This window comes from Vasconcelosia minhoensis LEGE 07310 (assembly GCF_015207255.1).
Lineage (GTDB): Bacteria > Cyanobacteriota > Cyanobacteriia > Phormidesmidales > Phormidesmidaceae > Vasconcelosia > Vasconcelosia minhoensis.
In genome coordinates, this window is sequence record NZ_JADEXG010000081.1 from 1 (window position 1) to 17,936 (window position 17,936).

Annotated in this window: 20 protein-coding genes, 1 pseudogene and 2 riboswitches; of the genes and pseudogenes, 16 read left to right on the forward strand and 5 right to left on the reverse strand. The window is 55.7% G+C overall.

Annotated elements, in window-relative coordinates:
* Positions 1-147: 147 nt before the first annotated feature.
* Positions 148-801 (forward strand): ParA family protein, encoded by a 654-nt coding sequence (locus IQ241_RS22625; RefSeq protein ID WP_193911626.1) that lies wholly within the window; start codon positions 148-150, stop codon positions 799-801.
* A complete protein-coding gene (locus IQ241_RS22630) occupies positions 798-1,433 on the forward strand; it encodes a hypothetical protein (RefSeq protein ID WP_193911628.1) in 636 nt (211 codons plus the stop codon). Before IQ241_RS22625 ends, IQ241_RS22630 begins: the two co-directional genes overlap by 4 nt.
* Positions 1,434-1,472: 39 nt before the next feature.
* Here IQ241_RS22630 and IQ241_RS26790 read toward each other — a convergent pair whose 3' ends face one another.
* Positions 1,473-2,096: a PEP-CTERM sorting domain-containing protein gene (locus IQ241_RS26790; RefSeq protein ID WP_390622487.1), complete on the reverse strand. Its 624-nt coding sequence runs from the start codon at positions 2,094-2,096 to the stop codon at positions 1,473-1,475.
* Between the two features lie 208 nt (positions 2,097-2,304).
* Positions 2,305-2,401, forward strand: a riboswitch (TPP riboswitch).
* A gap of 83 nt (positions 2,402-2,484) precedes the next feature.
* Here IQ241_RS26790 and IQ241_RS22640 point away from each other — a divergent pair.
* The 3 genes from IQ241_RS22640 (at position 2,485) to pirA (ending at position 5,959) form a co-directional block, all read left to right on the forward strand.
* A complete protein-coding gene (locus tag IQ241_RS22640) occupies positions 2,485-3,975 on the forward strand; it encodes a sodium:solute symporter family transporter (protein WP_193911632.1) in 1,491 nt (496 codons plus the stop codon).
* Positions 3,976-4,293: 318 nt separating this feature from the next.
* Complete coding sequence (locus IQ241_RS22645) at positions 4,294-5,106, forward strand: hypothetical protein (RefSeq protein ID WP_193911634.1); 813 nt, start codon at positions 4,294-4,296, stop codon at positions 5,104-5,106.
* Positions 5,107-5,407: 301 nt separating this feature from the next.
* Positions 5,408-5,485, forward strand: a riboswitch (Glutamine riboswitch).
* A 45-nt stretch (positions 5,486-5,530) separates the two neighbouring features.
* The gene (gene pirA, locus IQ241_RS22650) at positions 5,531-5,959 is read left to right on the forward strand and encodes an arginine synthesis PII-interacting regulator PirA (protein ID WP_193911636.1); all 429 of its coding nucleotides are present in this window, start codon (positions 5,531-5,533) and stop codon (positions 5,957-5,959) included.
* 169 nt (positions 5,960-6,128) lie between these two features.
* On the opposite strand, the gene rsmG is transcribed toward pirA, so the two are convergent.
* Complete coding sequence (rsmG, locus tag IQ241_RS22655) at positions 6,129-6,875, reverse strand: 16S rRNA (guanine(527)-N(7))-methyltransferase RsmG (protein WP_193911638.1); 747 nt, start codon at positions 6,873-6,875, stop codon at positions 6,129-6,131.
* A 3-nt stretch (positions 6,876-6,878) separates the two neighbouring features.
* Positions 6,879-7,547: an ABC transporter ATP-binding protein gene (locus IQ241_RS22660; RefSeq protein WP_193911640.1), complete on the reverse strand. Its 669-nt coding sequence runs from the start codon at positions 7,545-7,547 to the stop codon at positions 6,879-6,881.
* A gap of 117 nt (positions 7,548-7,664) precedes the next feature.
* Here IQ241_RS22660 and IQ241_RS22665 point away from each other — a divergent pair, with 117 nt between their 5' ends.
* Positions 7,665-8,111, forward strand: a complete 447-nt coding sequence (locus tag IQ241_RS22665) for a DUF3531 family protein (protein WP_193911642.1) — start codon at positions 7,665-7,667, stop codon at positions 8,109-8,111.
* A 27-nt stretch (positions 8,112-8,138) separates the two neighbouring features.
* Entirely contained in the window at positions 8,139-8,579 is a 441-nt protein-coding gene (locus tag IQ241_RS22670; RefSeq protein ID WP_193911643.1) for an NUDIX hydrolase, read from the forward strand.
* Positions 8,580-8,601: 22 nt separating this feature from the next.
* Here the strand turns inward: IQ241_RS22670 and IQ241_RS22675 are convergent, their stop codons facing one another.
* Together IQ241_RS22675 and IQ241_RS22680 are read right to left on the reverse strand one after the other, a co-directional pair.
* Complete coding sequence (locus IQ241_RS22675) at positions 8,602-9,597, reverse strand: ribose-phosphate pyrophosphokinase (RefSeq protein ID WP_193911645.1); 996 nt, start codon at positions 9,595-9,597, stop codon at positions 8,602-8,604.
* A gap of 350 nt (positions 9,598-9,947) precedes the next feature.
* Complete coding sequence (locus IQ241_RS22680) at positions 9,948-10,265, reverse strand: DUF3067 family protein (RefSeq protein ID WP_193911647.1); 318 nt, start codon at positions 10,263-10,265, stop codon at positions 9,948-9,950.
* 321 nt (positions 10,266-10,586) lie between these two features.
* Between IQ241_RS22680 and petC the strand changes: the two genes are divergently transcribed.
* The 9 genes and pseudogenes from petC to IQ241_RS22725 all read left to right on the forward strand — a co-directional run.
* Entirely contained in the window at positions 10,587-11,129 is a 543-nt protein-coding gene (petC, locus tag IQ241_RS22685) for a cytochrome b6-f complex iron-sulfur subunit (protein WP_193911649.1), read from the forward strand.
* Positions 11,130-11,283: 154 nt separating this feature from the next.
* Positions 11,284-12,207, forward strand: a complete 924-nt coding sequence (gene petA / locus IQ241_RS22690) for a cytochrome f (RefSeq protein WP_390622488.1) — start codon at positions 11,284-11,286, stop codon at positions 12,205-12,207.
* Between the two features lie 114 nt (positions 12,208-12,321).
* Complete coding sequence (gene bioB, locus IQ241_RS22695) at positions 12,322-13,341, forward strand: biotin synthase BioB (RefSeq protein ID WP_193911653.1); 1,020 nt, start codon at positions 12,322-12,324, stop codon at positions 13,339-13,341.
* A gap of 133 nt (positions 13,342-13,474) precedes the next feature.
* The gene (locus IQ241_RS22700; RefSeq protein WP_193911655.1) at positions 13,475-14,227 is read left to right on the forward strand and encodes a metallophosphoesterase family protein; all 753 of its coding nucleotides are present in this window, start codon (positions 13,475-13,477) and stop codon (positions 14,225-14,227) included.
* A gap of 94 nt (positions 14,228-14,321) precedes the next feature.
* Complete coding sequence (locus IQ241_RS22705) at positions 14,322-14,714, forward strand: hypothetical protein (RefSeq protein ID WP_193911657.1); 393 nt, start codon at positions 14,322-14,324, stop codon at positions 14,712-14,714.
* Positions 14,715-14,822: 108 nt separating this feature from the next.
* Positions 14,823-15,074: a hypothetical protein gene (locus tag IQ241_RS22710; RefSeq protein WP_228021993.1), complete on the forward strand. Its 252-nt coding sequence runs from the start codon at positions 14,823-14,825 to the stop codon at positions 15,072-15,074.
* Positions 15,075-15,105: 31 nt separating this feature from the next.
* Positions 15,106-16,869 (forward strand): peptide ABC transporter substrate-binding protein, encoded by a 1,764-nt coding sequence (locus IQ241_RS22715; protein WP_193911660.1) that lies wholly within the window; start codon positions 15,106-15,108, stop codon positions 16,867-16,869.
* Positions 16,870-17,019: 150 nt separating this feature from the next.
* Positions 17,020-17,301: a hypothetical protein gene (locus tag IQ241_RS22720; RefSeq protein WP_193911662.1), complete on the forward strand. Its 282-nt coding sequence runs from the start codon at positions 17,020-17,022 to the stop codon at positions 17,299-17,301.
* A 376-nt stretch (positions 17,302-17,677) separates the two neighbouring features.
* Positions 17,678-17,785, forward strand: a pseudogene (locus IQ241_RS22725) (IS1/IS1595 family N-terminal zinc-binding domain-containing protein); the annotation flags it as partial.
* Positions 17,786-17,936: the final 151 nt, after the last annotated feature.

The window sequence follows — 17,936 nt, forward strand, 5'->3', positions numbered from 1 at the left end:
CCCCCGCCCTGGGTAGGGTTACCCCCAAAGCTTGCAAAATACATCATTTGATTGATTTTCATGTCGGCTTGTGGTCTTCTCCAGGGTGAGGGATATTTTGGTCATGGCGGTCAGCGTCCCGTTCCTCCACCCAAGCCCCCAAACGATATGGCAAATTCTCAAACGTCCAGCAAAATCCTCGCGGTGCTGAATGGCAAAGGCGGCGTCGGCAAGACCACGACGGCGGTGAACCTGGCCGCGATATTTGCCGAGCGGCAGTCGGTGCTGCTAGTTGACGCCGATCCGCAGGGGTCGGCGAGCTGGTGGGCGGATAGGAGCGATCGCGACCTGGGCTGCGATATCACCCAGGAAAATGACCCTTCCCTCCTGGGAAAGCTGAAAAATATTAAAGAGTATGATTTGATTGTGGTAGATACGCCACCCGCTTTGAATTCTGAAGCGCTAGCTGCCGTGCTCCCCGCTGCCGACTATTTGCTCCTGCCGACGCCGCCCGCCCCGATGGACGTGGCCGCGCTGGTGCAAACCGTCCGCCGGGCGGTTTTGCCCTCTGGTGTCGCCCATCGGGTATTGCTGACCAAGGTGGATTCCCGCAGCCTGGGTGAAGCGCTGGAAGCGCAGAATATGCTGATGGAGCTCCAGATTCCGGCCTGCCATGCCTTTGTCCGCACCTACAAAGCCCACGAGCGAGCTGCCCTAGACGGCCTGGCGATTACCCAGTGGCGGGGCAAGAATGCCGCCGAAGCCAAAGCCGACTACTACCGAGTCGCCGACGAAATTCAACGAGACTGGAGAGCCTCATGACCAAGAAACGCATTGCCGATTTGCTTAAGGAAGAGGTCGAGAAGCCTAGCGAGGGTTCAGGGGAGGGTTCAGCCTCTGCGGCTCCGGTTCAGCCATCCAGCGCTAACAGAGTGACCCAGCCTACCGCTCAGTCAGCCCCAGCCAGCACCAAGGCGAGCCCGGCTAAACGCAGCCCGACTAAGGCCGATTTAGAACAGCGGATGACCGATCTGGAAACGGATTTAAAGTCGGCTCAGCAACGCTCTGCTCAGGCCGAAAAGGTGGCCCAGGCGACCCAGCAGCAGGTAACCGACCTCCAGGCCGATATCACCACTCACCAGGAGCGCATTTACGAGCTCAAGGAAAGCCTGGAGCAGGCGCAGAAACAGGTTAAGGCCAAAGATGAGCGGCTGGCCCAGCTGACTCAGGAACTGGAAGAGGCCAAGCAGGCAATCCGTCAGCTCACCCCGGCGGAAGATCCTACCCCCCAGCCGCCGGCGCCTTCTGAGCCAGAAGCTGCCCCCAGCCGCCAGTCCCTCTCCCTCAGCCGGCGTCCCTACTCAAGCTACAAGTCAATCCCCGAATACGCGATTCAGCGCGGCGAGAAAACCGACAGTATGCTCACCGATGACGAAATCGGTTGGGTAGACTGAGCGGTTTGCCACGTTTGGCTCGCAAACTTGAGTCCAGGTTCAGCTGCTCCGCTCTGGCCGACGGTGCAAAACAGCTCCGGCACTGAGGACAGCCAGGAGCCCTAGTAGTGAAGCCGGTTCTGGAACATCGATAGGCTTAGAGCTAGGCGCGTGGAAATTGGTGATGGTTACAGAAGCTGGGCCAAAGGCATCATCGTCGGTTTCGATCACAAAACCAAAAATATCTCCCTCAGCTACTGGGGAACTGAAGCTTGCAGATTGATCAACAGGCCCGAAAGCCTCAGCGAGCGCCGTTAAGGTTCCATTCAGTAGGAAATAAAAAGGATCCCAAACAGGAAGCGAATCCGAAGTGGTATAGTCCCAATCAAAGCTGAGGAAACCATTGCTCCGAGAAACTGTGGTATACGAGGTTAGGCCAAACGCGCCGGAGCCGCTGTCGCTCCCTTGCATCGTAATTGCTAGCGGAGCCTGAGTGACATTCACAAATCCGTTTGCAGACCCGTTAGCAAATTTGTTGGTGAGGATCCAATGGCTAGGATCGTAGTCACCAGCGAAGCCAGCGGCCTGAGCTGGATTCGCTCCGAGTAGGGCTGCCAGGCTAACCCAGCTAGCTGCTCCGGCCGCGCAAAAAGCTGAGCGTCCAATCATTTGAGCACCGATCATCGATTACTTCTCCTCAAGAAAGGCGGGAATTCTGTACCGCCTATTACTATTTTCAGGGAATCAGAAACGATCTACGCAAAAACCGATGGTCAGGGTCGTATTTCAGTGTTCAGAGTAATAAATTCCGTATAATTGCGCACCTGTCAGCCAATGGCGCGAGCGGCGTGCAAACGATAGCCCCCGCGGTCTGCTGCCGTGATACAATCCTCTCTAAAGCTAGGGGTGCCTGCGTCGTCAGGCTGAGAACATACCCTTAAAACCTGAGTCTGGGTAATGCCAGCGGAGGGAAGCATGCATTGTCTTGAAGCCGTCTTCTTCACCGAAGCGTCAGATCAGCCAGAACTGCCTCTAGCTCGTCCGCACCCTTTTGCTAGAGGAGCTTGTTTTGATGACCATTGGAGCGATCGCGCTGTTAGTTACGCTAGTGACTGCCGCTGGCTTTACCCTATTTGGCTTATTACAGGCCGGTCGGCAGGCCGCTGACCTAGAAGATTATATGGTCAGCCGCAACCGCATCGGCGGCTGGATGGCCTTTGCGACCGTGACCGCTTCGGCCCTGGGGGCCTGGATTTTATTCAGCCCCGCCGAAGCCGGGTCGGCCTTTGGCGGGATCACGGCCATCTTGGGCTACTGCGTCGGCTCGGCGGCAGCGGTGGGGCTGTTTGCTGAGGTCGGGCCGCGGCTGCGCCAGCTGATGCCCCAAGGCCACGCGCTGAATGAGTATGTCCGCTACCGGTTTGGCGGGGCCATGTACTGGTTTACCGAAGCGGTGATGGTGTTCTATATGTTTGTCTACCTGGCGGCAGAGCTGACCGCGATCGCAAAAGTCCTCCAGCTGGTCGCCAACGTCCCCCTGGCAATAACGGCCTTAGTCGTTATCACCGCTGTCTTTATCTACACGACCTACGGCGGCCTCAGTGTCTCTATCCTCACCGACGGGCTCCAGTTCATCCTGATTGTGCCGCTGCTGCTGATCTGCTTTGGGGCGACTGTAGTTGCCCTCGGCGGCTTTGGCAATGCCTTCGCGCCTGTTCTGGCAGCTGCCCCCGAACTGCTATCGCTGGATAATATCGGCGGCCTCCGCTTCGGTGCCACGCTGGTGATTGCAATCATCTCCGCCGAGATTTTCAACCAGGGCAACTGGCAGCGGGTCTATGCCTGCCGCAGCGATCGCACCGTCCGCCAGTCTTTTCTAGCCTCGGCGCTGCTGATTCTGCCGCTGCTGCTGATAGCGGGACTGCTGGGGCTGCTGGCGGTACAGTTTGGGCTCCAGGGCGATACCGCCTTCTTTGGCCTATTGCAGCAGTTAAACCCGCCGGGCTGGGCGGTGATTGGGGTGATTGTCTTGGCGCTGGCGCTGGTGATGAGCAGCTTGGACACCTTACTCAACGGCATCGCCAGCGTCTTTACGATCGATTTAATGCGGCTAATGCCGGGGCAGTCGCAGCGGGTGCTGCGGATTTCGCGGCTGCTGACCGTGCTGGCGGGGATACCGGCGATCGCGATCGCGGCCCAGGGCTACAGCGTGCTCTATCTCTTTTTTATCGCTGACCTGGTCTGCGCAGCGGCCCTATTCCCGGTCTTGTATAGCCTCTATAGCCGCCATCAAACCGCCCCAAATGCGCTGTGGAGTTCGATCTTTGGCATTCTAGCCGGGCTGATATTTTTTCCCAGGCCCGATTTTAGCCCGCTTGTGCCTATCCCCGGCGGCGGCGATTTGCTCCATAGCTTTGCTGCCGCAGTTGTCGCCTCAACCGTCCTGTCTTTTGCCTGGGCTCAGATCAGCAGGCGAGTGAGCAAAAGCAGCTTTCGCTTTGCCCAGCTGCAAAGCGTCAAACGCTATGGCCAGCAAGGGACTGAGCCCATGGCTAAGCCCTAGTTGACTCAGATGAAATAGCCTAGCCCGTCTTCCTAAAGACAGACCCAAAATTAGTTTTCAGCGACTATCCCCATCGAAGTATATAGCTGACGGGCTATGTTTACCTTTCAAAGTATGAACAGAGGACGATATAGACCCCATGCCTCAGATAGAGCGAATCGCCTGCGGGCATCTCATAAACTGTGAATTAGTTGCGGAATGGCAGGCTCGTGCTTTCTAACCTGCGCTTAAATCACTCTAGGCACAACTTAAGCGAGGTTTAGGGCTAAAGTTTCGCCACGCAAGTTTTTTTGAAAAAGAGGAGGTCCTTACATTAGGATGGCTACTATTTTTAGTAAATGGGTTTCAACGCGGAAGACCACCGTTGGCGCGCTGATGCTGGCATCCGCAGCAGTGCTACTGCCCGCTTGCTCTACCGAAGGCCCTGAATCGGTAATGACGCCCGAAGAGCAGGCAAACGTCACCCGTGAAGACGTGGTTGAAAATACGGAGGCCCTAGTCGGGCAGACCGTTTCTATCCGTGGCAAGCTGCAAGAGACGGTAGGCGAAGCCTCTTTCCTGATGGATGAGAACCAGCTGTTTGGCGGTGAAGAGATTTTGGTCGTTAACGCTTCTGGGCAGCCATTACTGGTTCCAGATGTTGGAGATAGCGAAGTTCAGGTAACCGGCGAAGTCGAGAATCTGATCATCGCAGACGTGGAGCGGGAGTATGGACTGGCACTAGAGCCCGAGCTTTACGCTGATTACGAAGACAGGCCTGTGATCATTGCCGAGTCGGTGGCATTGGCACCTGACCCCGGTGAAATTACCCGCAATCCCGAGCAGTTTTACAACCAGACGATTGCTGTTGAAGGTGAAGTTGAAGATATCCTATCGCCAAATACCTTCACTATCGATGAAGAACAGCTCTTTGCAGGCGAAGATCTGCTGGTTGTGGCCATGATGCCGATACCTGAAACCCAGGACGGCGAAGTGGTGACCGTAACAGGTACGCTACGTCCCTATATTGCAGCCGATTTTGAGCGAGATTACGACCTGAACTGGGATCTGTCTGTTCAAGAGCAGATCGACGCAGAATACACTGAGAAACCGGTGTTTGTCGCAGAAGGGGTTTATCCTTCGGCAAAATAGATGGCTTAAAAGCTAGCTGATTGAGTAAAGGGGTGCGATCGCGGGATCGCACCCCTTTACGATCAGTATCCGACAACGCTCAGCGTCTGATCATGCCCTCTGTCCTCAGGGGTACCTTTCACCTTTCAAAAGCGGTATTTTTAAAATCTCAATAATTAAATTTTTATAAATTTTATTTGTGATCTGTGTCACAGTAAGCTGTAACAACCGCATATGAACGGTTTTCAAGAATGTTACCTAAAAGTCATGGCTTGGCGATAAAGCGGAAAAAATGTAAAAATAGATACAGAAATGAGAAAAACCCGTTCATCTTGCTCATTCATAGGGCTCTGCCTCAGCAGCAAGACGGAAGTAGGATTTTATACCGAAGGAACGCACCCCTCATAACAACCACAGACAAACTTTACTTTTGAGGAAGCGGAAAATGAGATTACGCTATCGCGGTGTCGAATACGACTATAATCCCCCCCAGCTAGAGATGACCGAAAGCGAACTGCTTGGCCAGTATCGCGGCCGTCCTACCTGCTTTAGCTACGCCCGCCATGTGCCCATCCCCCAGCCGGTAGAAACCCTAACTTACCGGGGTGTAAATTACCAGACCACGTCTCAGGGGGCGGCGCAAGCCCTGTCTGAGACCGCAGCGGTGCGCCCTTCTCTGTTTGCAGCCCTGCAAAATCGCACCCAGCATTTGAGCCCTGCCGCTGAGGCGCGTCGCAGCCTGCTGCTAGAAGCATCGCAGACTCACCGCATGAGCATTCAGAAATCGCTCCAGCACCGGATTGAAGTTGCTAAAAGCCAAGGTAATCTCAACTTGTTGAACCAGCTTGAAGACGAAATGCACCGGATGGTTTAATTCCAGATCAGGCAATAGGCCGCTAGTTAGGGAAAAAGGCTCTGCTAACGGCCTCATGATTTAACTAAAAGCGTTTCCGCTGATAGTTTGAGGAGGAAGTAAAGCTTCCTCCTTTTTTATTTCTCGCTTTTGTCTTAGGCTTTTTGCTCTACAGCGGTGGCTTTTTGCTCTACAGCGGTGCTTTAGCGGGGATTCCCACGGCCCTGGGGAAGGTCTCAGCCGTAGCGGCTGTCTTCTGGATCAGTAGACAGTGCCGCTGGCTCTGAGTGAGGGGCGTAGACCAGGAGCGTAGGGCTGTCTGAGTTCCTCCCAGCTGTATTAGCGCAGCGGCCAGAGCCTGACCCTCAGCTTCTGTCCACTGGCCGCGAAAGAGAACAGCATAGCCCCCCAGCCGCAGCAGCGGTAGCGCATACTCGGCGCAGGTCGAAGCGGAGCCCACGGCCCTCACCAGGGCCAGATCATAGAGATCGCGATAGTCCGCCCTCTGGCCGACAGTCTCCGCCCGCTCGGCTAGACCCTGCACCCGCTCCAACCCTAGGGTTTGGCTTACGGTTTCCAAAAACTGAATTTTTTTACGGGTGGCGTCGAGCAGGGTCACCTGCCAGGCCGGCTGTGCGATCGCCACCGGCAGTCCGGGAAAGCCGCCGCCGGTGCCAATATCGATCACGGTCTGGACTGGACTAGGCGCAGTCTGATTCGGATTGAGCCAGGGCGCAATGCCGCTGAGCGAATCCCACAGGTGCTTTTCCCAAAAATCGCTCGGCTCGGTAAGGCGGGTTAGATTTAACCGCTGGTTGCCCAGACAGATTTGCTCGTATAGCTGCTGAAACAGCGCTTGCTGCTGGGCCGTCGGCTGCCAGTTTAGGGTCTGCTGCCAGCGGTCGAGCGCAGCGGGCAGCTGAGGGATAGAAGCCATGGCCTAACTCACTGACAGGGGCTGCGGTCGGGCAAAGCTAGCCGGGTCGGCTGGCTCTAGCCGACCGTGGTTCAGCCGCCAGCAGCAGTCGGCAATATCCGCTAGGTCTTCGGCATCGTGGGAGACGATTAGCAGGCACCAGTCCTGCTTCAGTTTGGCCAGCAGACTCACCAGCTGCTGCCGCATAGACCAGTCCAGGCCCGCTGTGGGCTCATCCAGCAGCAGCAGATAGGGTTTGCGAATCAGCTGCACCGCCAGCGCTAGCCGCCGCTGCTGGCCGCCGCTGAGGCGATGGGGCGCGGCTTGGAGGGAAATCTGCTTGAGCCCCACTGACTCCAGGGTTTGATGTACCTGCTCAGAGCTCAGCTCGGGGTGCCCCAGCCGCAGCTCCTCAAAGACCGTATGGCCACAGAAGTGGCGCTCGGGAAACTGGAAAACCAGGCCGCCGAGCTGCTGTAGGGCTTCGGGTGGCAGCGACTGCTCGCGCCAAAACACTTCACCCGAGGTTGGCGCGGCCAGCCCCGCTAAAATTTCTAGCAGAGTTGATTTTCCTGAACCGCTCGGTCCCACGATCAGCCCCATCTGCTTGGGTGCGAGGTCAAGTGAAATATCCGTTAAGATAGGAAGCTGACTGGCGGTGGGATGATACCCAATTTCTCTGAGGTGAAGCATTCAAGTCGTTTTGCGTATATCCTTCGATTGTATAGTGCACCCCTTCTGAATGTTTCCACCAGCTAGCGTTAGACGATATTCAGACATGACGCGACATAAAGCAGCAAGAGGCTCTCAATGCAGGTTCAATTCCGCGAATGCGACTTTTTTAACCTTTGGATTTGGCTAGAGTTTGAAACGGTGCCCTCCAAGATGGAGCAGCAGTATGTGGAAGAAATTTTTAGCTCCTGGTTTTTCATGGGCAAGCTGGGCGGCTTCAATGCCGAAAATTTGCAGGTGCAGGAAACCGGCTTAGAGATCAGCTACCTCGATTATGACGAAGCCGAGGCCGAGCGCTCGCTCGTTTCCCTGATGCACAATATGGGCGAGGTCGAATTTAACGGCCTCTGGTCGCGCTGCTGGTTTGACCTGGGCACCGCCGATGCGCTAGCGCTGGACGTGCTGATTAATACTGTCCGCCAGTTCAGCCAGGACTATGTTGCGATCGCGCAAATTGTCATCGGTGGAGAAAACGCAGACTGGCCCATACCGCAGGAAAACCCAGATGCGGCCTTTGCTGACTAGCTTCGATCGAGGGTTTTAGGGATAGCGATGGCTAAATCTCAGCGAATTCGCCCGATTGCGCTAGGACTGATTGAGCATCAGGGTCACCTGTTCGTCAGTTCGGGCCAAGATCGGGTCACGGGGCAGACCTTCTATCGCTGCCTGGGCGGCGGGATTGATTTTGGCGAAACCAGCCAGGCGGCACTAGCGCGGGAGTTTCTCGAAGAAATTCAGGCAGCGCTGAAAAATATTGAGTATCTGACCTGTATTGATAATATTTTTACGCTAAACGATAAGCCGGGTCACGAGCTGCTCCAGCTATTTCGCTGCGAATTTGTCGATTCAAAGTTCTACCAGCTCGACCAGACCTTTGAGCTAATCGAAGGCAAACACAGGCGCAAGGCGTTTTGGATCGCGATCGCCCGCATCCGCAGCGGCGAGTTAAATCTAGTTCCCCGAGCCTGCCTCGAATACGTAGGATGCCGTTAGCGAACCTGATCCGCTCATTGCCTCAGCCACGAAACATACTGCTGACGGAGCTTTCCTCGTGAATGCGCCAGATCGCTTCGCCCACCGTATTCGCCACAGACAGCGTTGTCAGCTGCTCAAACTGCCGGTCTGGCTCAATCGGGATCGTATTCGTCACAATGACTTCTTCAAACAGGCCGCTCGACAGCCGCTCTACCGCTGGCGGTGAGAAAACCGGATGGGTGGCGCAGGCATAGACCCGGCTGGCGCCTTCCTGCCGCAGCAGTCGGGCGCCTTCGCAGATGGTTCCAGCCGTATCGATCATGTCATCGACCAGAACGGCGGTTTTCCCCGCCACATCGCCAATCAGGTTCATCACCTCAGCCACATTGTGGGCCTGACGGCGTTTATCAATAATGGCTAACGGCGCATCGTCGAGCTGCTTGGCCATCGATCGCGCCCGAGCCACGCCACCAACGTCTGGAGAAACCACGACGATATCTTCCATCTCCTTGCTGGTCAGATACTCCACCAGTACCGGGGAGCCGTAAATATGGTCAGATGGAATGTCGAAATAGCCCTGAATCTGCGCCGAGTGCAGGTCAATCGCCAGCACCCGATCGGCCCCGGCCTGGGTAATCAGGTTGGCCACCAGTTTAGCCGTGATCGACTCGCGCCCGGCGGTTTTACGATCGGCTCGGGCATAGCCATAGTAGGGAATAACGGCGGTAATCTGCCGAGCTGAGGCCCGCCGACAGGCATCAATCATAATCAGCAGCTCCATCAGGTTGTCGTTGACCGGATGGCAGGTCGCCTGAATCAGGTAGACATCGCAGCCGCGAATCGACTCCTGGATTTGGACGTAGAGCTCGCCGTCGGCGAAGCGCTTGCGCACCATCGGCCCCAGGTCAATTCCTAGATAGCGCGCCACCTCCCTGGAGAGCTCGCGGTTGGAAGAGCCCGAAAATAGCTTCAGGCGATTATTGTCCTCAAGACGGGGAAGTACCGTCTGAAGCGGTAACGTGGCAGAGCGAATCACAGCAAACCCTCAAAGCGTCGTCAGCAGTCATGAAATCTCATAGATCTGGGATGAGCCAGATTTTCTTAGTCAGAAGATAGTTCCCATAGGCTTGCTCGGCCCTGGAGACGTTGAAAAGACGAGCCTTGCGAAAGAGCCGAGTCACAAGAGCAGGCTGTGCGGTTGGCAGGGGGGCATTCAGACCAGCAAAGATTAACCTAATGACAACCTTATTTTAAGGAACCGATTCGATAGAACCGTCGGATTAGCGAACTTCTTTAAAAATTAACTTATCTTCACCCAAGGCTAACAAAAATTTAGAGTCTACGCTATATGCACCAATATAAAAAACTCAAAACATGCATCTAGCGTCATCTGTCACTCAGCAGCCACTCCGATGCGCGGTCACCCAAGTCAATCGGCACGCTCACAGCTCGCCCCAAACGAGGGCGCTCAGCGGTCCGCTCGATGAACTGGCAAATTTGCTGGGTACAGCCCCAGGCATCAAGGTAGAGCAGGACCTGATCTAGGTGTTCCCAGTACTCAGCTTCGGTCATAGGGAATGAGGCCTGCTCTAGGTAGCGCCACATCACCTGAAAGAAAACTTTGCGGGGGGTTCTCCGCAGCTGGACATCATAGGAGTAGCCCCATTTTTGATTCAGCAGGTTCTGCAGCTCTTGCCCGGTCATGACGCTGAAATCATCGCAATTCCTAACTAGTTTATATTTGTTTACACAAATTGAACCTTGGTTTCCGTCTATAGAAAAGCTCTTATGTATAGATTGCCTCCCTACTCGGCTACGGCTGAACCGCTTAGCAGACGGTGAATTACTTTTTAGCAAAGGATTTTGAGTCAGGAGCCGGGGCGCGATCGCGTGCCGTTAGGCCGCTTTCTCCCTGCCCAAATCACGATTCACAGCTGCCAGGCCGAGCCAGGGTGCGCTCAAAATGCAATAATAGCGGTGGAAACTGCGAACTTCTGTGACAAAGTCTCATTTACTCATACTGATATGACCCAAGCCTCTGGAAACCCGGATGTCCCCGATTTGGGACGTCGCCAATTTATGAATCTGCTGACCTTTGGCACCATTACTGGAACGGCCTTAGGCGCTTTGTACCCAGTGATCAAATATTTTGTACCGCCTTCCAGCGGGCCAGCGGGCGGCGGCGTAACGGCTAAAGATGCCCTGGGTGACAACATCAAGGTGAGCGAGTTTTTAGAAAAGCATGGTCCCGGTGAGCGCGTTCTCGCCCAGGGGCTGAAGGGCGATCCCACTTATCTCGTGGTGAAAGAAAACGGCGGTCTGGAAAGCTACGGGATTAACTCTATCTGTACCCACTTGGGCTGCGTTGTTCCTTGGAACTCTGCGGAGGGTAAGTTTATCTGTCCCTGCCACGGGTCGCAGTACAACGCCGCGGGTAAGGTTGTGCGCGGACCGGCACCGCTCTCTCTAGCGCTGGCCCACGCCGATAAAACCGAAGATGATACGGTCGCGCTGACGCCCTGGACAGAAACCGACTTCCGCACTGGCGAAAAGCCCTGGTGGACCTAAGGCTGCTGGGCTGCGACTTAAATCGCCAGCTGTTTTGATAACCCTTCTTTAATGTGCTGACCTGAGACGGATGAAACCCTCTTTTACTATGCCAAGCCAATTGAGCCCGTTATTCTGCACTATCCGCAGATTTTGCCAGTCTTTGAGCCGGGGGATGGGAATCGCGATCGCGGCTCTAGTTTTACTCCTGGCTAGCGGTTGGGTCTTTCCCCAGTCGGCGGCGGCCTATCCCTTCTGGGCTCAAGAAAATTATGAAACACCCCGCGAAGCCACTGGTCGTATCGTCTGCGCCAACTGCCACCTGGCCGAGAAAATGACCAAGGTGGAAGTGCCTCAGGCCGTTCTACCCGACACGGTTTTCAAAGCCGTAGTTGAAATTCCCTACGACCTGGATACGCAGCAGGTACTGGGCGACGGCAGCAAAGGCGGGCTGAACGTCGGCGCCGTGCTGATGCTGCCCGAAGGCTTCAAGCTAGCGCCGCCTGAGCGCATCCCCGAGGAAATGAAAGAAGAGGTCGGCAGCACCTACTTCATGCCCTATAGCGAAGAAGATGACAATATCCTCCTGGTTGGCCCGCTGCCGGGTGAACAATATCAGGAAATTGCTTTCCCCATCCTCTCTCCTAACCCGGCGACTGATAAGAACATCCACTTTGGTAAATATGCCGTTCACGCCGGCGGCAACCGGGGCCGCGGGCAGGTCTATCCGACTGGCCAGGCATCAAATAATACAGACGTCAAGGCTAGCGTCGCCGGCACCATCTCGGCGATTCAGAAAACGGACTCGGGCTACAGCGTCACCATTACCAAGGAAGATGGCGAAGCAGTGACAGAAGATATCCCCGTTGGACCTGAGCTGCTCGTCAGTGAAGGCGACATTGTAGAAGCGGGTAAGGCGATCACGTCCAACCCCAACGTCGGCGGCTTTGGCCAGATGGATACCGAGATCGTGCTGCAAAGCCCAAATCGGATCAAGGCGCTAGTGGCCTTCATCGCCGCGGTGACGCTTTCGCAGATTCTGCTGGTGCTTAAGAAGAAGCAGGTGGAGCGGGTACAGGCGGCAGAGATGTCGTTCTAAGTTGATTTTTAACCTGACCTACATTTTGGACATCCCGGCTGCTTCAAGCGGCTGGGATGTTTTTTGAACCCAACTCGTACTAGCTTAGTAAGCGACAAGCGCAGGTAATCATCTATGAGTCTGACCGCGACCCCCCTAGACTGGTCTCAGCTCGCCGAGCAGGTGCTGGCTGGAGCGTTGATCTCCCGCGAAGCGGGCCGAGCAATCCTACAGTCGCCAGACGTTGATCTATTAGACCAGCTTGCGGCGGCCTACCGCATTCGCCATCACTACTGGGGTAACCGAGTCCGCCTACACTTTTTGCTCAACGCCCAGAGCGGCCTCTGCCCCGAAGACTGCCACTACTGCTCTCAGTCCAAAATTTCGACCGCCGATATTGAAAAATATCCGCTGCTGTCCCAGGAAAAAATCCTTGCCGCTGCCGAGCGTGCCCATCAGCTCAAGGCTGGCACCTTCTGCATGGCGATTTCGGGTCGGACGCCGACAGAGCCCGTATTTGAAGGCATTCTGTCAGCGGTGCGCCAGATCAAAGCGCAGTATCCTATGCGGGTCTGTACGACGCTGGGGCTGCTCGATCAGGGTCAGGCTGAGCGCCTGTCTCAGGCGGGTGTAGACCGGGTCAACCACAATCTGAATACGGCTGAGTCTCACCATGGGCAAATCTGTACCACCCACGGCTTTCAGGACCGACTGGAAACGGTACAGGCAGTGCAGGCTGCCGGGTTGACCACCTGCTCGGGCGGCATCCTGGGTATGGGCGAGACGGACGATAAAATTATCGACCTGGCGTTGACGCTGCGGCGGCTAGAGGTGACCAGCGTGCCGGTAAACTTTCTCATTCCGATTGCAGGAACGCCATTTGCTGGGCAGCAGCTGCTGACGCCGCAGCGATGCCTGCGAATTTTATGCCTCTTTCGCTTTTTGCTGCCCGCCCAGGAAATTCGGATTGCCGGCGGGCGGGAGGTGCATCTGAGATCGCTCCAGCCCCTCGGCCTCTATGCCGCGAATTCTATCTTTATTGGCGACTACCTGACAACGCCTGGGCAGGCCGCCCAGCGTGATTTTGCCATGATTCGCGATGCTGGATTTGTCCTAGAGACGGCCGACGGCTCTGCCTATGACGATCCGGAGTAGCGGTTTTGACCCCCTCAGCTAGCAAGTTTCTAACTTTTGAGCGGCGCTGTCTTAGGGCAACTCCGTCCTTTCAGGGTGGTAATGTCGGGTATAAAACAGGCATCATGATAGTAAGTAACTGCGACTAATTGTGATGACTAACCCCCCCCGTCGTATTTTTATTGGAGATGTCCACGGCCACTACGACGGGCTGATGCAGCTATTCGAAACGATCGCGCCGGCCCGGGGCGACCAAATTTACTTCGTCGGTGACCTAATCGACCGGGGTCCCAAGAGCGCCCACGTGATTGAGTTTGTCCGTAAAAACAACTATCCCTGCGTGCTCGGCAATCATGAGCAGCTGCTGCTAGACGCCTTTCCCAACGGCGGCACGAATATGGCTGCCTTTCAAAACTGGCTCTACAGCGGCGGCCAGACTACGCTCGCGAGCTATTCCACCACTGACCATCTGCTGGCCCATATTGAATGGCTGAAAAAGCTGCCGCTCTTCCTAGATTTGGGCGACATTTGGCTGGTGCACGCTGGGATTGACCCGCGCAAGCCGCTGGGTCAGCAAACTAGCCAGGATTTTTGCTGGGTGCGCGAACCGTTTCAGAGCTTTGAGCGCCCCTACTTCACAGACAAGCTGGTCATCGTCGGTCACACTATCACCTTTACGCTGCCCGATGTTAGCCCCGGCCAAATTGCCCAAGGACCTGGTTGGCTCGGAATTGATACGGGTGCCTACCACAGCAAGAGCGGTTGGCTGACGGCGGTGGATATTGATAATGCCCTGGTCTATCAGGCCAATGTCTTTCAAAAAGCGACGCGGACGCGATCCTTGAAGGATGCGATCGCGCCCATTAGCCCTCAGAAGATCGGCCGTCGAGCTAGGCAGCCCGCGTAGAATTGGGGCCGATCTTTTGAGCAATCGCGGTTGCGGGACCAGGCAAATCGCGGGTCAGATGCTAGGATCGGCAGGCGGCTAATTATTTGAACCCATGGCAGAAAAACCTATTCTAAAGAAAGATCGCGACCTCAGCGATCGCGCTTCGTCGGGAAGCCCCTCAAATCAGAATGTGTCGGATCGGCGGCCCTCAGGCGGCGACGGCAGAGGTAAGGGCCGAGGTAAGGGCCGAGGCAAGGGCCGAGATCAGGATAAAGCGCCGAGAGCGGCGGTTAACCCTGCCCTGATGCGCGGGCCAAAGCCGGTTAAGCAGTCAGCTGAGCCAGACCAATCGGCTGAAGCGGTAGTCGAAGTTGCGGCAGACCAGGCAGCCGACACCGATGTCGTTGCCGATCAGGTCGTCGAGGCAGCCCCTGAAGCCGCTGCCGAAGCCGCAGCTGAAACTGAGACGCCTACAGAATCATCTTCTGACAATGAAGCGGGATAGCGATCGCGCAAAAAAATCCCTGACCGAAGCCGGTGAGTCAGGGTGCATTTATCTAATTTTTTCTGCATGACGGCTGGTATACCCGCTACTTCCGCTGATAAAGCTAACTTGGGCACCCCTCGCCCCCAGAGTCGAGTGGTCCTCTACTCTGGGCTGACGGGTTTTCTCTACTACGGCTACTACGAGTGGATGATTCAAGACGAGCTGCGGGCCTATCAGGGGAAAGGAGTGATTCCAGGTCTGAACCTGGTAGTAGGGCTGCGCCAGATTCACTTTCTCAGCGAATACTGGGCCAGGCTGGCCGATCGGTCGGTCTCTGACCCAATTGCCGAGCGCCTACCATTTTTATCCAATTCCTAACAGTCGCTACTGGTGTAACTGCTTACCCGCCATGACCCGTTCGTTTGCCTACTGGCTGCTCGGCGCTTCCTTATTTTTGGGGCTGTCAGGTTGCAGCGTTCCTACCGCAAATCTTCCGACCGGCTCTGATGCCGGAGAACCTCAGGCAGAGCTCGACCCAACGGTGCTGCGGCTGCTCTACAGCCGCACGCCCACTACGCTAAACCCGCACCTGGCTAACGGATTTCAAGATTTTGAAGCGTCCCGGATTGTCTACGAGCCTCTAGCCACCTACGATCCTGACGGGGAGCTGGTGCCGGTGCTGGCAGCAGAAATTCCGACGGCGGAAAACGGCGGGTTGGCCCAGGACAGACGCTCGGTCACCTGGAGGCTCAGATCGGATGTGCGCTGGTCAGACGGAGAGCCGTTCACCGCCGCAGACGTGGTCTTCACCTATGAGTTCATCCGCAATCCCGAGGTGGCGGCGGTGACGGCTGAATACTATGACGCGATCGCAAAGGTCGAAGCCCTCGATCAGCAGCGGATCAAAATTACCTTTAAACAACCCAACCCCTCCTGGGCGCTGCCGTTTACCGGCCAGAACGGCCTGATTATCCCCGAGCACCGGTTTGCGGACTACAAGGGCCTCAATGCCCGAGAAGCCCCGACCAATCTACAGCCGGTGGGGACGGGACCCTATCGCTTTATCACTGTGGCAGACGGCCGCTGGATTTTTGCGCCCAACGAACAGTACTGGGGAACGTCACCCGACTTTAAGCTGGTCGAACTACAGGGCGGCATCCCCCCCTATGTGGCGGCGAAAAGAGTCCTTAAAACGGGGGAAGCCGACTTCGCCCACAATATTCAGCTGGAGGTAGACGAACGGCGGGAGCTGCTAGCGGCGGGTCAGGGCGATGTGATCACGACCTACGGAGCCTACGTTGAGCGGATTATGCTAAACCCGACCGACCCCAACCAGGAAACGGAGACCGGTGAAAAATCGAGCCGGGCTCACCCCCATCCTTTTTTGAGCGACCTAAAGGTGAGGCAGGCGATCGCCTATGCAATTGACCGGGACGCGATCGCGACTCAGCTCTACGGACGGGCCGGACGAACCACTAGCCAGCTGCTGGTCGCCCCGACGAAGTACACCGTCGATACCAACTTTTATCCCTACAACCCCGACCAGGCTAATACCCTGCTAGACCAGGCGGGCTGGAAAGATAGCAATAACGACGGCATTCGGGATAAAGACGGCACCGAGATGAAGGTGGTCTTTCAAACTTCAATTAACCCGGTGCGTCAAAAAACCCAGGAAATGGTCAAGGCCGATCTGAAAGCGGTTGGCATTGACGTCGAAATTCGCCGCGTGCTGGTGGATAGTTTCTTCTCCGCTGACCCCGCTGAGACCCGCAGCATCAACCATTTCTACGCCGATATGCAGGAGTATAACGCCGGTAGCGATAGCCCCGACCCCACTATCTATATGAGCTGGTGGCTCTGCAATGAGATTGCTACCCAGGAAAATCAGTGGCAGAAGCCGAACAATGCCCGCTACTGCAATCCCGCATACGACAAGCTCTGGCAGGCGGCCCAAAAGGAGATGGATGAGGAAAAGCGAGCTCAACTCTTCCAGCAGATGAACCAGATCCTGTCCCAAGACGTCGCCGTGCTGCCGCTGGTCCGCCGCGCCGTCACCAACGGCGTCAGCGACCGGCTCAGCGGCGTCGATCCTACTCCATGGGACGCCAGCACCTGGGATATTGGTACCTGGCAGCGGGTTGAAGAATCTGCCGAAGCGGAATCAGACCCATAGCATCCCGATAGGATTGAGCGTTTTATAACTGAGATGAAGCGAAGTTGCTTCACCCAGCAAGATCAGCCTGAGCACAGGAGGTGGAATATCCGTGGCCTTCCTTAGCTTTAAAGCGATAATCTAGTTGAGAACTTTTCTGGGAAAACGTTGATGCCCGCCAAAAATTCCCTTGAATCTGAATCAAATGAGCCGTTGTTGGCCAATCCAGGACAGCGATTCTTGATTGGAGCGATTCTCAGTGGCGTGCCGGTGCTGGCCTATTTGTCTTTATCCGTAGATATGTCCTATGACAGCTGGGCAGCAGTAGAACATTACAAACTAGGAATTTCTGTAGTTATTCCGCTGCTCTGCGGTGTGCTTTCTGCCTGGCAGGGACAGCGGATGATCCAGTTTTTATCGAGCCTGCTGGAATCGGCAAATCTTCCCTTTTGATGCCGCTTCATCTCAGAGCGCAGCTGCTCTAGTCGCCAAAATTATCGTAGCGGAACTGGCAGACGTCAGTGACGATCTGGCCGCCAAAATCTTTTGGCTAGACGGATTAGTCATAAATCCCGACCGCACCCAGTGCAACCCTAACCTGATAGTCTGACAGAATACCCTATGGCTGATTGACCACGGGGCGGCCCTAAACTTTCACTATCGCTGACCGACGGTTACAGAAGCTTTGCCGCGCCAGGCTTATCGCTATATGGACCATCTGTTTAGCGATCGCACTCTCAGCTAGCCGCAGCTGCGTCTGTATCTGATACAGCTGGTTCCGCCGCAGCGTTGCATAATGGAGGTATGAAGAAGCGATAGGAGGCTCTCTATGCAATGCCCCGAATGCGGTGGCAGCCACATCCGAAAAAACGGCACAAAGAAAGGCAAGCAAAATCATATCTGCGTGGACTGTGGCCGACAGTTCATCGACCAGTATGGGCAGTGCTCGTGATGGTATGACTTGACATGCTCCCCGCCCTGAAGGCGCGGGGATTCTCCGGCTAGGAAATCAGACACAGCTGTTCTCCGTACGGGTGGCTAGACAGCTCAACGCCCACTGCCCCTAACGGGGTCTGACACGGGCTCCC

What these genes read in the sequence shown, in the direction of transcription:
- IQ241_RS22630 (WP_193911628.1), top strand. Translation starts at nt 798, where the DNA reads ATGACCAAGAAACGCATTGCCGATTTGCTTAAGGAAGAGGTCGAGAAG.
- IQ241_RS22700 (WP_193911655.1), top strand. Translation starts at nt 13,475, where the DNA reads ATGACTAACCCCCCCCGTCGTATTTTTATTGGAGATGTCCACGGCCAC.
- IQ241_RS22660 (WP_193911640.1), bottom strand. Translation starts at nt 7,547, where the DNA reads ATGCTTCACCTCAGAGAAATTGGGTATCATCCCACCGCCAGTCAGCTT.
- IQ241_RS22665 (WP_193911642.1), top strand. Translation starts at nt 7,665, where the DNA reads ATGCAGGTTCAATTCCGCGAATGCGACTTTTTTAACCTTTGGATTTGG.
- bioB (WP_193911653.1), top strand. Translation starts at nt 12,322, where the DNA reads ATGAGTCTGACCGCGACCCCCCTAGACTGGTCTCAGCTCGCCGAGCAG.
- IQ241_RS22640 (WP_193911632.1), top strand. Translation starts at nt 2,485, where the DNA reads ATGACCATTGGAGCGATCGCGCTGTTAGTTACGCTAGTGACTGCCGCT.
- IQ241_RS22645 (WP_193911634.1), top strand. Translation starts at nt 4,294, where the DNA reads ATGGCTACTATTTTTAGTAAATGGGTTTCAACGCGGAAGACCACCGTT.
- IQ241_RS22625 (WP_193911626.1), top strand. Translation starts at nt 148, where the DNA reads ATGGCAAATTCTCAAACGTCCAGCAAAATCCTCGCGGTGCTGAATGGC.
- petC (WP_193911649.1), top strand. Translation starts at nt 10,587, where the DNA reads ATGACCCAAGCCTCTGGAAACCCGGATGTCCCCGATTTGGGACGTCGC.
- IQ241_RS22720 (WP_193911662.1), top strand. Translation starts at nt 17,020, where the DNA reads ATGCCCGCCAAAAATTCCCTTGAATCTGAATCAAATGAGCCGTTGTTG.
- rsmG (WP_193911638.1), bottom strand. Translation starts at nt 6,875, where the DNA reads ATGGCTTCTATCCCTCAGCTGCCCGCTGCGCTCGACCGCTGGCAGCAG.
- IQ241_RS22680 (WP_193911647.1), bottom strand. Translation starts at nt 10,265, where the DNA reads ATGACCGGGCAAGAGCTGCAGAACCTGCTGAATCAAAAATGGGGCTAC.
- IQ241_RS26790 (WP_390622487.1), bottom strand. Translation starts at nt 2,096, where the DNA reads ATGATCGGTGCTCAAATGATTGGACGCTCAGCTTTTTGCGCGGCCGGA.
- pirA (WP_193911636.1), top strand. Translation starts at nt 5,531, where the DNA reads ATGAGATTACGCTATCGCGGTGTCGAATACGACTATAATCCCCCCCAG.
- IQ241_RS22670 (WP_193911643.1), top strand. Translation starts at nt 8,139, where the DNA reads ATGGCTAAATCTCAGCGAATTCGCCCGATTGCGCTAGGACTGATTGAG.
- IQ241_RS22715 (WP_193911660.1), top strand. Translation starts at nt 15,106, where the DNA reads ATGACCCGTTCGTTTGCCTACTGGCTGCTCGGCGCTTCCTTATTTTTG.
- petA (WP_390622488.1), top strand. Translation starts at nt 11,284, where the DNA reads ATGGGAATCGCGATCGCGGCTCTAGTTTTACTCCTGGCTAGCGGTTGG.
- IQ241_RS22705 (WP_193911657.1), top strand. Translation starts at nt 14,322, where the DNA reads ATGGCAGAAAAACCTATTCTAAAGAAAGATCGCGACCTCAGCGATCGC.